The 13292-nt window shown below is 71.3% G+C and carries 7 protein-coding genes; 6 read left to right on the top strand and 1 reads right to left on the bottom strand.

Annotation, left to right across the window (positions count from 1 at the left end; translation table 11 throughout):
* Positions 1–2 precede the first annotated feature (2 nt).
* Genes dpgC through AB0M97_RS16325 form a run of 3 tightly spaced genes read left to right on the top strand, consistent with a single transcriptional unit; the run spans position 3 to position 5889 of the window.
* A complete protein-coding gene (gene dpgC, locus AB0M97_RS16335; protein WP_365961526.1) occupies positions 3–1388 on the top strand; it encodes a (3,5-dihydroxyphenyl)acetyl-CoA 1,2-dioxygenase DpgC in 1386 nt (461 codons plus the stop codon).
* Positions 1385–2689: a PLP-dependent aminotransferase family protein gene (locus AB0M97_RS16330; RefSeq protein WP_365961525.1), complete on the top strand. Its 1305-nt coding sequence runs from the start codon at positions 1385–1387 to the stop codon at positions 2687–2689. The genes dpgC and AB0M97_RS16330 overlap by 4 nt, the downstream gene beginning before the upstream one ends.
* Before the next feature lie 38 nt (positions 2690–2727).
* Complete coding sequence (locus AB0M97_RS16325) at positions 2728–5889, top strand: amidohydrolase family protein (RefSeq protein WP_365961524.1); 3162 nt, start codon at positions 2728–2730, stop codon at positions 5887–5889.
* Between the two features lie 255 nt (positions 5890–6144).
* Here the strand turns inward: AB0M97_RS16325 and AB0M97_RS16320 are convergent, their stop codons facing one another.
* Entirely contained in the window at positions 6145–7236 is a 1092-nt protein-coding gene (locus tag AB0M97_RS16320; protein WP_365961523.1) for a M23 family peptidase, read from the bottom strand.
* A 603-nt stretch (positions 7237–7839) separates the two neighbouring features.
* Between AB0M97_RS16320 and AB0M97_RS16315 the strand changes: the two genes are divergently transcribed.
* The 3 genes from AB0M97_RS16315 to AB0M97_RS16305 all read left to right on the top strand — a co-directional run bounded on the left by AB0M97_RS16315 (position 7840) and on the right by AB0M97_RS16305 (position 13184).
* A complete protein-coding gene (locus AB0M97_RS16315; protein ID WP_365961522.1) occupies positions 7840–8316 on the top strand; it encodes an ATP-binding protein in 477 nt (158 codons plus the stop codon).
* A gap of 114 nt (positions 8317–8430) precedes the next feature.
* Entirely contained in the window at positions 8431–8559 is a 129-nt protein-coding gene (locus AB0M97_RS16310; protein WP_365961521.1) for a hypothetical protein, read from the top strand.
* Between the two features lie 350 nt (positions 8560–8909).
* On the top strand, positions 8910–13184 hold the full coding sequence (locus AB0M97_RS16305; RefSeq protein WP_365961520.1) for a HAMP domain-containing protein: 4275 nt from the start codon (positions 8910–8912) through the stop codon (positions 13182–13184).
* The last annotated feature ends 108 nt before the right edge of the window (positions 13185–13292 follow it).

The raw sequence follows: 13292 nt of genomic DNA, 5'->3' as shown, positions 1-13292 counted from the left end.
CTGTGCTGACCATCGGGTCACCCCGTCCCGCCCCCGCCGCCCGTCCGCTGCCGGACGGAGCGCTCGCCGACGCCGCCGCGGACCTTGCCGCCGACATCCGTGACCGCGAGGCCCCGCTGGCCGCGATGCCGCCCCGGACCGGCCGCTCGGCCGAGCAGCAGGAACAGGCCGCCCGGATCCACGAGGCGTGCCGGTCCCGGCGGGCCGGCTTCCTGCGGGCCCACGCGGAGGACGTCTACGACCACCTGACCGCGGGACGGACCCTGCGGCTCGGCCTCGCGCAGCTCGCGGTGGCAGCGGCGCAGGCCTTTCCCGGCCTCGTCCCCACCGCCGGACAGCTCGCGGACGAACTGAGCCACGTCCAGGAGGACAAGGAAGGCCGGGAGATCGACCAGGGAATCTTCTTCCGGGAGATCCTGCGGCTGCCCGGAGCCGGGGGACACCTGGTGGACGTCCTGCGCGACCCCAGCCCCGAGGCACTGGCGCTGCTGGACCGCTTCCGGGCGACGGGACGCGTCGACCTCGGCAAGGTCACGCTGGAGCGCCGCGGCGCGGGCGGACACGTCACCTTCCACAACGAGTCCTGCCTCAACGCCGAGGACAACGAACTGATCGCCCAGCTCGAGGTCGCCGTAGACCTCGTCCTGCTGGACGACGCGATCAAGGTCGGTGTCCTGCGCGGCGCGCCGATGACACACCCCCGCTACCGGGGGCGCCGGGTGTTCAGCGCCGGCATCAACCTCGCCGACCTCCACCGCGGCAGGATCTCCTTCGTCGACTTCCTGCTCCAGCGCGAACTGGGCTACATCAGCAAGATGCTCCGCGGCCTGTCGACCCGCGGGCAGCAGGACGCCTACCCGCCGCACGGCATCGAGAAGCCGTGGGCCGCGGCGGTGGACGGCTTCGCCATCGGCGGCGGGACCCAGCTCCTGCTCGTCATGGACAAGGTGGTCGCCGCCGCGGACTCCTACCTCAGTCTCCCGGCCGCCCAGGAAGGCATCGTCCCCGGCGCCGCGAACTTCCGCCTCGGCCGCCTCACCGGCGCCCGGGTCGCCCGCCAGATCGTCCTGGGCGGGCGCAAGCTGTGGGCCGGCGACCCGCAGGCGGCACTGCTGATCGACGAGGTCGTGGACCCCAAGGCGATGGACCGGGCCGTGGAGGACGCGGTGGAGCAGCTGGCCGCGCCCGCGGTGCTGGCCAACCGGCGGATGCTGCACCTGTCCGAGGAACCCGTGGACGCCTTCCGCGCCTACATGGCCGAGTTCTCGCTGGCCCAGGCACTGCGGCTGTACGGGGACGACGTGCTGGACAAGGTCGGCAGGTTCTCGGCCAGGTTCGCCGCCGCGGCGCACCGGCCCGACGCGCAGGCAGAGGCGGGAGACCAGTGACCGGGAAAGTACTCGAACGCGAGTCCCTGCACGCCTGCCTCGACTCGCCCGTCATGGGGTCGATCACTTTCCTCAACGAGGTGATGGGCCGCTTCCCGGACGCCATCTCGTTCGCGCCCGGCGCCCCGCACACCGCCTTCTTCGACGACATCGACATCCCGCTCCACATCGCCCGCTACCGGCGCTACCTGGAAGAGGAGCGCAGCCTGACGCCCGCGCAGGTGGACCGGCTGCTCTACCAGTACGGCCCCAGCCGCGGCCTGATCAACGAGCTGGTGGCGCAGGCCCTGCGGACCGACCACGGCATCGACGTCCCCGAGGAGTCGGTCGTCGTCACGGTGGGCTGCCAGGAGGCCATCCTGCTGGTTCTGCGCACCCTCTTCACCTCCTCCCGGGACCTGCTGGCCGTGGCCAACCCCTGCTTCGTCGGGCTCACCGGGGCGGCGAACCTGCTGGGCATCGACACGGTCGCGGTGGACGACACCGAAGAGTGCCTGGACTTCGCCCAGCTGGACGAGGTGTGCCGCCGGGCACGCGCGAGCGGCTCCCGCATCCGGGCCATGTACGTGGCACCGGACTTCTCCAACCCGTCGGGCAGCCGTCTCGGCCTGGCGGCACGCCACCGGCTCCTCGCGGTGGCCGAGCGGGAGGACTTCCTGCTGCTGGAGGACAACGCGTACGCCTTCACCGCCACGGACGCGGCAGCCCTGCCCCCGCTGAAGGCGCTGCCCGGCGGCGAGCGGGTCGTCCACCTGGGCACGTTCGCCAAGACGTGCATGCCCGGCGCCCGGGTCGGCTACGCGGTCGCCGACCAGCCGGTCCGGCAGCCCTCGGGCGGCATCGGCCTGCTCGCCGACGAACTCGCCACTGTCAAGAGCATGGTGACGGTCAACACCTCGCCGATCTCCCAGGCCGTCATCGGCGGCATCCTGCTTCAGCACCGGGGGTCGGTGGCCGAGGCCGCCCGCGCCAAGAGCGAGCTGTACCAGCGAAATCTGAGGGTGCTGCTGCACGCCCTGGACCGTCACCTCGGGGAAGGCGCCCGAGCCCCGGCCGGAGTCTCCTGGAACCGGCCCAGGGGAGGGTTCTTCGTCCGCCTGCGCCTCACCGTGCCGGCCGACGAGCCGCTGCTCGAACGCTCGGCCAAGGAATTCGGTGTGCTGTGGACACCCATGTCCCACTTCTACATCGGGTCCGGCGGCGACCACCAACTCAGGCTCGCCTGCAGCTATCTCGACCCGGAGCAGATCGAGGAGGGCGTTCACCGCCTGGCTCGTCTCCTGCGCGCTGTCTGCCCCTGAGCCACCCAGCTCACCGAACAGATCCGATGGGAATACCGATGGACCACGGCCACACCGACGCGAACGACGCACGCACACAAGGGGCGCAGAGCCCGGCGGGCCCCAGCCGGCGCCGGATCCTGCTCGGCGGCGGCGTGCTGGCCGCCGGCGCGCTGACCGGCGTGGGGCGGGCGGCGGCCGACGACCGGATACCGGAGAGCGGAGCGGACACAGCGCCTGTCAGGAAGCTCACGGTCTCGGAAGGGACCAACATCGCGGCAGCCCTCTCCCCGGACCGGTCCACGATCGCCGTCGACGTGCTCAGCGCGATCTGGACGCTCCCCTCGGCCGGGGGAACCGCCGTGCGGCTCACCGACGAGTTCCAGGACGCGACGCAGCCGCACTGGTCACCGGACGGCAGCGCGATCGTCTTCCAGTCCTTCCGCGACGGCACGTACCAGCTGTGGAGGGTCGGCCGCGACGGACAAGGGCTCGAGCAACTGACGAAGGACGACTACGACAACCGTGAGCCGCAGTTCTCACCCGACGGCAAGCGGATCGCCTTCACCTCCGACCAGTCGGGCAGCAACGACCTGTGGCTGCTGGACCCGGCCACCGGAGCGCGGACCCGCCTCACGACGGGCGACTCCGAGGAGGGCATGCCCGCCTGGGCCGCCGACGGCAGGCGCATCGTGTGCACCGTCGACGACTCCGCCATCGACGTCGTGGACGTCGCCACCGGCGAACGCACCCGGCTGATCGCCCCCACTCCGGGCGCCAAGGTCTTCGGCCCCGCGCTGAGCCCGGACGGCACCCGCGTCAGCTACGTCCGGTTCCTCGGCACGCGCGCCGACGTCATGGTGGACGACGAGGTCGTCGCCGCGGGCGAGGACGTCCACGCCGTGCGCACCTCCTGGGTGTCGGCCGATGAGCTGCTGTACACCGCGACCGGCGGCATCCGGCGCCTGCACCTGACCGAGAGTTCGCGGAAGGTGCCGTTCACCGCCACGGTCTCCCTGGCGCGCCCACCCTGGCGGCGCACGGTCAGGGACTTCACCGCACCGGGCGCGCAGCCCGTCAAGGGCATCGCCGGGCCCGTCGTCTCACCCGACGGCCGGCAGGTCGCGTTCCGCGCCCTCAACGCCCTGTGGGTGATGCGGATCGGCCACGCCCCCACCCGGCTCGCCGACGACGGATACTTCAACTCCGACCCCGACTGGTCCCCGGACAGCGCCTCGCTCGTCTACGCCAGCGACCGCTCCGGAACCGCCGCGCTGTGGCGCCAGGACGTGAAGGGCGGCGCACCCGTCCGGCTGACCAACCGGAGCGGCGCGCAGCTGACCCCCCGCTGGTCCCCGGACGGCACGAAGATCGCCTACCAGGACGAGAACGGCGGAACGTGGGTCCTGGAAATCGGCTCGGGGGTCGTCCGCCAGGTGCTGCCGGCCGTCTTCCAGCCCGGACGCCCCTCGTGGGCACCGGACGGCAGGCGGATCGTACTCGCCGCCAACAAGCCGTACTCCAAGCGGAACCGCGCGGGACTCAGCGAGGTCCTGTCGGTCGACCTGGAGACGGGCACCACCCGCTCGGAACCGGTGGCCGCCCACCGGTCGATCGCCACCCGTGGGGACGACGGCCCCGTGTGGACACCGGACGGCAGGTACTTCGTCTGCGTCCTGGAGAGCACGGCGTGGCGCGTCCCGGTGGACGCCACCGGACGGATCACCGGCCCACCCGAGCAGATCACCACGGAAGTCACCGACTCCGTCTCCGTGGACGGCTCCGGCACGCTCTTCTACCTCTCCAACGGCAGGCTGCGGAAGGTGCCCGTCACCGGGGGAACACCGCACACCGTGCCCGTCGACCTCTCCTACCGCCGGCCCGTCGCCGCGAGCACCACGGTCTTCCGGGCGGGCGCCCTGTGGGACGGCCGCAGCCGCGGCCTGCGCCGGGACGTGGACGTCGTGGTCCAGCGGGGCCGCGTCACCGAGGTGGTCCCCGCCGGGCAGGGACGCGGCGACAGGATCGTGGACGCCTCCGGCCTGACCCTCATGCCCGGCCTGATCGACGCCCACGTGCACTGGCACATACGCGGCCGGCAGTGGGGCGACCGCACCGGCCGCCTGCTCCTGTCGTACGGCATCACCACCGTCGTCTCCCCGGGAGATCCCGCCTACCAGATGGTGGAGACCCGGGAGGCCCTGGAGGCCGGCGCGAAGACCGGACCGCGGTTCTTCGGGACGGGCGACGCCCTGGACGGGGCCCGCGTCTTCTGGAACTTCGCCCGCCCGGTGCTCAGCGCCTCACAGCTCCAGCTGGAGATGGAACGGGCCCACGCCCTCGCGTACGACCTCGTCAAGACCTACATCCGGCTGCCCGCCCCGCTGGAGGCCGCCGCGACGCACCACGCCCACCTCGCAGGCACGCCGGTGACCTCGCACTATGCCTATCCGCAGGCGACGTACGGCATGGATTGCATGGAGCACACCGGCGGCGGCAACCGCGTCGGCTACTCCCAGACCCAGACCCGGCTGGGCCGTGCCTACCAGGACGCCATCGGCGTCCTGACGACCGCCGGAATGCCCGTCACCTCCACACTCATGAACTCGTCGGTCCTCCTGGCCGACGACCGCTCCCTCGTCGACGACGAGCGCACCAAGCGCTTCTACCCGCCATGGGACTACGACGCCCTGGTGGCGAAGGCCGACGCGGCGGGCGGTCCGACCGCCGAGCTGAACCGGGCCCTCCTCGCGGGCGGCGTCGACATGCTGCTGCGCGTCCAGCAGGGCGGCGGAACCGTGGTCGCCGGCTCCGACGCCCCCCTCGACGACCCGGCGATCTCCCTGCACCACAACCTCCGGGCGATGGTCCGGGGCGGCTTCACCCCGTACGAGGCCCTGCGCACCGCGACGGTGAACCCCGCCCGGCGGATGGGACTGGGCACGCAACTGGGCACGGTGTCGGCCGGAGCGCTCGCCGACTTCGTGTGCGTCGAGGGCGACCCCCTCAGCGACATCGACGCGGCGGCCAGGGTGCGCAGTGTGGTGGTGGGCGGCGTCGCCCGCACGGTGGCCTCCCTGATGGAGCCCTTCACGCCCCCGGCGGCCGGTGCGACGGCCCCGCCCACCAACCGCGCCGCCCGGTCCCTGGTCTCCGCGCAGACCGAGCACGCCCACGGCTGGCGCGATCCACGACCGAACGGGACGGGCTGCCTCTGCTGAGGCGAGCACCTCACCGACGACCGCATGGGCTCTGGCCAGGGCGCGCTGCGCGGTGTCGGGTGCGAGGCCGAGTTCGGCGGCTACGCGGGCCGCGGTGATGGTCGGCTCTCGTGCCAGGAGCTCGGTGAAGTGCCAGATGTGTCCGGCCGACACGGCGACGTACCAGGAGCAGAAGCGCATGGCGTTGACCACGTGCGTGGTGCAGGTGACTCCGCGCCCGGCGGTGGAGCCGGGCGCGGAGACGCGGGGCGGCTGTCAGCTGGTGCGGTTGTAGATCGCCGTGCCGGGGCAGGCGGTGGTGCCGAGGCGGGTGGCGCAGCCGGTGTACTGGCTGGAGCCGTTCCACCAGGTCCAGCCGCCGATGGTGCGGCCGTTCAGCCAGGTGTACTGGCCGGCGTAGTTGGCGTCGTACGTGCGCAGGCTCCAGTGCACATGGGCGCCGGTCGCGGAACCGCCTGCACAGGTGTCGGTGCCGATGGTGCCGAGCAGTGCGCTGCTGCCGATCGCCGTGCCGTTGTAGTAGGTCGCGTTCCACATGTGGTAGTAGTCCGTCGAGAAGCCGCCCGGGTGGATCACCCGGGTCCAGCCGCCGCCGGCGCCGCACATCGAGGTCGCCGTACCCTCCCGTGAGGAGCGGACCCGGCCGCTGGCGTTGCCACCGGCGAAGTCGAGGCTGCTCCAGTAGCCGGTCGAGCCGTCGCTGGAGTGCGCGCCGCCGGTCAGAGTCATGTAGTAGTCGGGCATCCAGGGCAGCAGCAGCCCGTTGGTGTTGGCCAGGGTCCCTACCGACGACGCCTGCTCCGGTGCCGTCACCTTGCGCTGCGCGTACGCCGTCATGGTCTGCCGCTCCGCCTTGCCGACCAGCGGGGACTCCGCCACGTGGTCGGCGAATTCGCGGTCGCCTTCCAGGCCGGAGACCCAGCGCCCGTCCTTGCGGTGGGCGATGTAGAGCCAGCCTTCCGGCTCGCCGTGGTGCGTGCGCGACGCCTCGACGTACGCGACACCACGGGCCCAGCCGGGCGAGACGGTACGGACGTCCACGACCACGTTGCGGCCCTCGGCGGCGAGCTTTCTCACGGCGGCCTTCGGGGCGAGGCCCTTCGCGTCGTGGGACCGGGAGAGGACGTCGGTGGAGACGGCGTCTATCAGCGCTTGGCGGCCGGCGCCGAGACGATCGGCGATCGCGGACGGCATCTTCACGGTGACACCGGAGGACGGCGACTGGGCGGCGGCCACCGGGGGTGCGACCGGGGCCCGGGGGATCGCCGTCGCCGAAGGAGCGGTGGCCAGCAGCCCGGTGACGGCGAGGGCGGCGACGGTGATTCTCACGGGCAGTGGGGAAAGCATGGGAGGTGCTCCTTCTGGGCTCGGGAGAACCTGCCGGGCGGACAGGTAGCCAGAGTGTGGCAGAGCACAGTCACGTCTACGAGATGGTGAAGCCAAGGCCTTGTCGATCGGACCGCCTTTGTTGCCCCCGAAGCCTTGCAGGGGGGCTACTTGCGGGTGCGTTGTCGTCATTTCCCCTGTATCGACGGGGAGTTGAAGGCTGAACCGTTGTGGGTGGAGTTGTCACCGGGCCATGGATGTGGCAGTTGAGCGGCCGCTGAGGGGCGTGGAGGAATCGCGTGAGAAGGCGCATCATGTGTTCGGCGTGGAGGAGGACGAGGACGGCTGCAAAGGTCCTCACAAAGGCGTTGGACGTGCCGGCCGGGCATACCGGCCGGCCGGCGACGGCGCACAGCTCATCGCGTCCTGCGGCCTCGGCGGGCCGTCCCCCCGCATCCTGACCACCCCGGCCGGGACACGAACCGCGCTCGACGCCCGACCCGGTGGCGCACAGCCGCATCGCGGGCGCCACCGTGCTGATCCGCAGTTGGGCCGCATCCGCCTGCGTACGCCTCATGTGAAGATTCCGGGGTAGACGAGCGGGCGCGGGGGTGGGTGAGACGCATGGAATTGACAGCAGGCGGCCACGACGGGGCCTCGCTGCGGGGAGCGGACGTCATATCGGTGTCCGGGGCGTTCGAGGGCAGCGAGGACATCGCCCTCGCCCGCGATCTGGCCCGCAGCTTCCTCATGGATGTGCAAGCCGTGCACGGGGTGTCGGTGTCCGGGCGTGCGATGGGCAACGTGCAGCTCGTCGTCAGCGAGCTGGTCACCAACGCTCGCAAGTACGCGCCCGGCCCCTGCCTGCTGACCTTGGAGATCAACGGCGGCGCGGTCAAGGTAACCGTGTGGGACAGCAACCCGACCCCGCCCGTGATCCTCGCGCCCGACCCGATGCGGATCGGCCGGCACGGGCTGGAGATCGTCATGGCGGTCGGCCAGAGCTTCACCATTCACCGCGAACCTGTCGGCAAACGGATCACCACGGCGATCATGCTGGCCGACGATCCCGGCCCAGACGCCACCGGATGCCGGCTGTGAACCCGCTCACCGGTACACCGCCCGTCGCCTCGCGGTCGGCACAGCCGCGACCGTGGCCACCGAGAGGGGCCGGACACCCTCCCGGCCCGGGAGGCGAGCGCGCCGGTCGGCCCGGTGCGCGGCGACGACGTGCACAGAACGGTACGCGGGCCGCAGACGGCGCACGTCACCACGTACGCGGTCCTGCGGCGGGTCGACCGGCCGATGGCCGGGCAGGAGGGGAGCACGGCCGGCCAGGTGTGACCGAGGCCGGCGCGGCGCATCGGCCGCGGAGCGCGTGCATGGACTCCGCCCCCGGCGCGGACACGGGTGCGACGCCTGGCGCGGGCCCAGCCGCCAAGCGGCCGAGGACTACGGTGAAGGGCACAGGCGCCGGACGGTTCCCGGACGCGGCCCAGCAGCGTGGCGAAGGCCCGCGGCAGCGCCGCGGACCAGCCGGTCCCCCGCCGCGTGCCGTACAGGGGCCCGTCGGGGGCCTGAGGGCGTCGGGGCGGCTTCGCGCGCGCCGACCGTACTCTTAACGTGCGAACATTTCACTGCGGGTGGGTGAAGGATCAGTCAGCGATGCCCCTGGGAGGGGAACGAGGGTGCGCATGTCCAGCAGCACGGGTGAGGCCATCGAGGCTGCTCCGGGTGATCATGAGTTGAGGCGGCTTCTGGCGGGTCTGACAGCCGTGCGGGACGGTGACTTCGGCACCCGGCTGCCGGAGGACGCCGACGGCCTCATGGGCGACATCGCCATGGTGTTCAACGGCATGGTCGACCAGTTGTCCGTGTTCACCTCGGAGGTCACCCGGGTCGCCCGTGAGGTGGGCACCGAGGGGACGCTCGGGGGCCAGGCGGAGGTGCCGGGGGTCTCCGGCACCTGGGCCGACCTGACCGACTCGGTCAACGCCATGGCGGGCAATCTGACCACCCAGGTCCGGGACATCGCCCAGGTGGCCACGGCGGTCGCCAAGGGCGATCTCTCCCAGAAGATCGACGTCCCCGCGCGCGGGGAGATCCTGGAGCTGAAGGAGACCGTCAACACGATGGTCGACCAGCTGTCCGCGTTCGCCGACGAGGTCACCCGTGTCGCCCGCGAGGTCGGCAGCGAGGGCCGCCTCGGCGGCCAGGCGAAGGTGCCCGGGGTCGCGGGCGTCTGGCGGGATCTGACCGACTCGGTCAACCTGATGGCGGGGAACCTGACGTCCCAGGTGCGCAATGTGGCGCAGGTCACGACAGCTGTGGCCAAGGGCAACCTCTCCCAGAAGATCACCGTGGATGCCCGCGGGGAGATCCTGGAGCTGAAGAACACCATCAACACGATGGTCGACCAGCTGTCCGCGTTCGCCGACGAGGTCACCCGCGTAGCCCGTGAGGTCGGCACCGACGGACGCCTCGGCGGCCAGGCTGACGTCAAGGGCGTCAAGGGCACCTGGCGCGACCTCACCGACTCGGTGAACTTCATGGCGGGGAACCTGACCTCGCAGGTGCGCAACGTCGCTCAGGTCGCCACCGCTGTGGCCAAGGGCGACCTCTCCCAGAAGATCACCGTGGATGCCCGCGGGGAGATCCTGGAGCTGAAGAACACCATCAACACGATGGTCGACCAGTTGTCCGCGTTCGCCGACGAGGCGACCCGCGTCGCCCGTGAGGTCGGCACCGAGGGACGCCTCGGCGGCCAGGCGCATGTGCGGGGCGTGTCGGGCACGTGGAAGGACCTCACCGACAACGTCAACGTGATGGCGTCCAACCTGACGGGCCAGGTCCGTTCGATCGCCCAGGTCGCCACGGCGGTCGCCCGCGGTGACCTGTCGCAGAAGATCACCGTCGAGGCCAAGGGCGAGGTCGCCGCCCTGGCGGACGCCATCAACACGATGGTGGACACGCTGTCCGCGTTCGCCGACGAGGTCACCCGTGTCGCGCGTGAGGTCGGCACCGAGGGACGCCTCGGCGGCCAGGCCCAGGTGCCGAACGTGGCGGGCACGTGGAAGGACCTCACCGACAACGTCAACTCGATGGCCAACAACCTCACCGGCCAGGTGCGCAACATCGCGCTGGTCACGACCGCGGTGGCCAGGGGCGACCTGTCGAAGAAGATCGACGTCGACGCGCGCGGGGAGATCCTGGAGCTGAAGACGACCATCAACACGATGGTCGACCAGTTGTCCGCGTTCGCCGACGAGGTCACGCGGGTCGCCCGTGAGGTCGGCACCGAGGGACGCCTCGGCGGCCAGGCCGAGGTCGAGGGCGTCTCCGGTACCTGGAAGCGTCTGACGGAGAACGTCAACGAGCTGGCCGGAAACCTGACCCGGCAGGTGCGCGCGATCGCCGAGGTGGCCAGCGCCGTCGCGGAGGGCGACCTGACCCGGTCGATCACCGTGGAGGCCTCCGGAGAGGTGGCCGAACTCAAGGACAACATCAATTCGATGGTGGAATCGCTGCGCGAGACCACCCGCGCCAACCAGGAGCAGGACTGGCTCAAGACCAACCTGGCGCGGATCGCCGGTCTCATGCAGGGCCACCGTGATCTGCCGGTGGTCGCCGAGCTGATCATGGACGAGCTGGTGCCGCTGGTCTCGGCGCAGTACGGCGCGTTCTACCTCGCCGAGGGCGGGGAGCAGGACGCCGAACTGCGGCTCGTCGGCTCCTACGGCCGCCCGGCGGACGACGCGCGCCCCGACCGCATCCCCATCGGCCGTTCCCTGGTCGGCCAGGCCGCCCGCAGCCGGCGCACGATCACGGTGGAGGAACTGCCGCCCAGCTATGTGACCATCTCCTCCGGGCTCGGCGAGACGGTGCCGACGTCCTTGCTGCTGCTGCCGATCCTCTTCGAGGAGCAGGTGCTCGGCGTCATCGAGCTGGCGTCCGTCACCTCGTTCACTGCGATCCACCGCGATCTGCTGGAGCAGCTCCGCGAAACCATCGGCGTCAACGTCAACACGATCGTGGCGAACGCACGTACCGACGAGCTGCTCGGTGAGTCCCAGCGTCTGACCGCCGAACTGCAGGCCCGGTCGGCGGAGTTGCAGGCGCAGCAGGAGGAGTTGCAGCACTCGAACGCCGAACTGGAGGAGAAGGCGTCGCTGCTCGCGGAGCAGAACCGCGACATCGAGGCGAAGAACCTCCAGATCGAGCAGGCCCGGCAGGAGCTGGAGACCCGGGCGCAGCAGCTCGCGCTGGCCTCGAAGTACAAGTCGGAGTTCCTGGCCAACATGAGTCACGAGCTGCGCACCCCCCTCAACAGCCTGCTGATCCTGGCCCAGTTGCTGGCCCAGAACCCCTCCGGCAACCTCACGCAGAAGCAAGTGGAGTACGCGGGCATCATCCACTCCGCGGGCTCCGACCTGCTCCAGCTGATCAATGACATCCTGGACCTGTCGAAGGTCGAGGCCGGGAAGATGGACGTGGCCCCGGAACGGGTGTCGTTGCGTCAGCTCATCGAGTACGTCGAGGTCACCTTCCGGCCGATGACGACCCAGAAGGGCCTGGACTTCACGGTGACCACCGCCCCCGGCGCCCCCGTGGACCTGCTCACCGACGACTCGCGGCTCCGGCAGGTGCTGCGCAACCTGCTGTCGAACGCGGTCAAGTTCACCGAACAGGGCAGCGTCGAGCTGGTCGTCCAGCCGGTCGCTGACGAGGACGTGCCCGCCGGCGTCGTCCGGGGCGGCCCCGTCGTGGCGTTCCGGGTGAAGGACACGGGCATCGGGATCCAGGAGCAGCAACTGGAGTCGATCTTCGGGGCCTTCCAGCAGGCGGACGGCACCACCAGCCGCAAGTACGGCGGCACGGGCCTGGGGTTGTCCATCACCCGGGAGATCGCGCATCTGCTGGGCGGTGCGGTGACGGTGGACAGCGCACCCGGACGCGGCAGCACGTTCACGCTGTTCCTGCCGGTGACTCGTCCCGACTTCGAGCAGCTGGCCGACCGGTATCCGGAGAAGCCGGCACAGCTGCTCCCCGCCGAGACCGTCGTCGACACCCCGGTGGCCGCGCGCCCGGACCTGACGGCCCGTCGGCGCGCGCGTCGGCTGCTCGTGGTGGAGGAGCGTCCCCGCGGACTGCTGACCCTCGTCGCCGAGAGCGTCGTCGCGGACGTGGCACGGCACAACCCGGACGAGGCCGTCCCGCGACCCGATGTGGAGCTGATCACCGCGGTCGGCGCCCAGGAGGCGGCGGGAGCACTGGCCGCCGAGCCGTGCCACTGCGTCCTGCTCGACCTGGCCATGTCCGACGGGGAGGCGATCCGCTTCCTGGAGGCGCTGCGGGGCGACTCCGCTCTCGCCGACGTGCCCGTACTGGTCCACAGCAGCCACCGGCTGGACGCGGCCCACGCCGAGGCGCTGCGCTCCCAGGTGGGCGGGGGAGTCCTCGAGGTGCTCTCCAGCCTCGACGAGTTGCGGGAGCGCATCGTGCTGCACCTCTCCGCCGACGAGCTCGGGGACATCCGTCCCCCGGGCCGGGCGGAGGAGCCGCAGGAGATGCCGTCGCGCCTCGCCGACGAGCCCTTCGCCGGGCGTACCGTCCTGGTCGTCGACGACGACGCGCGCAACCTCTTCGCGCTCAGCGGGATCCTGGAGCTGCACGGCTTCCAGGTGCTGCACGCGGAGGACGGCCGCAAGGGCATCGACACGCTGCTCGGCAACCCGCAGGTCGATGTGGTGTTGATGGACGTGATGATGCCGGAGATGGACGGGTACACGGCCACGGCCGAGATCCGCAGAATGCCCCAGTACGCGGACCTGCCCATCATCGCCGTCACCGCCAAGGCGATGCCCGGTGACCGGGAGAAGTCCCTGGCGTCGGGGGCGAGCGACTACGTCACCAAGCCGGTGGACACCCACGACCTGATCGCCTGCATCCGCCGCTGGCTGTCCCGGTGAGAGCGCCGCAGCACGCCCCGGCCCTTCGCCGGGGCGCACCCTGCCCGATCGTCGGCGCCTCCCGCGCCTCCCGCAGAGGAGCATTGTGAGCAAGCCCGACCGTCCCTC

The sequence above is a fragment of the Streptomyces sp. NPDC051207 genome (assembly GCF_040682395.1).
Taxonomy (GTDB): domain Bacteria; phylum Actinomycetota; class Actinomycetes; order Streptomycetales; family Streptomycetaceae; genus Streptomyces.
This window is presented reverse-complemented; position numbering and strand designations above follow the sequence as displayed.

What these genes read in the sequence shown, in the direction of transcription:
- AB0M97_RS16325 (WP_365961524.1), top strand. Translation starts at nt 2,728, where the DNA reads ATGGACCACGGCCACACCGACGCGAACGACGCACGCACACAAGGGGCG.
- AB0M97_RS16320 (WP_365961523.1), bottom strand. Translation starts at nt 7,236, where the DNA reads ATGCTTTCCCCACTGCCCGTGAGAATCACCGTCGCCGCCCTCGCCGTC.
- AB0M97_RS16315 (WP_365961522.1), top strand. Translation starts at nt 7,840, where the DNA reads ATGGAATTGACAGCAGGCGGCCACGACGGGGCCTCGCTGCGGGGAGCG.
- AB0M97_RS16305 (WP_365961520.1), top strand. Translation starts at nt 8,910, where the DNA reads ATGTCCAGCAGCACGGGTGAGGCCATCGAGGCTGCTCCGGGTGATCAT.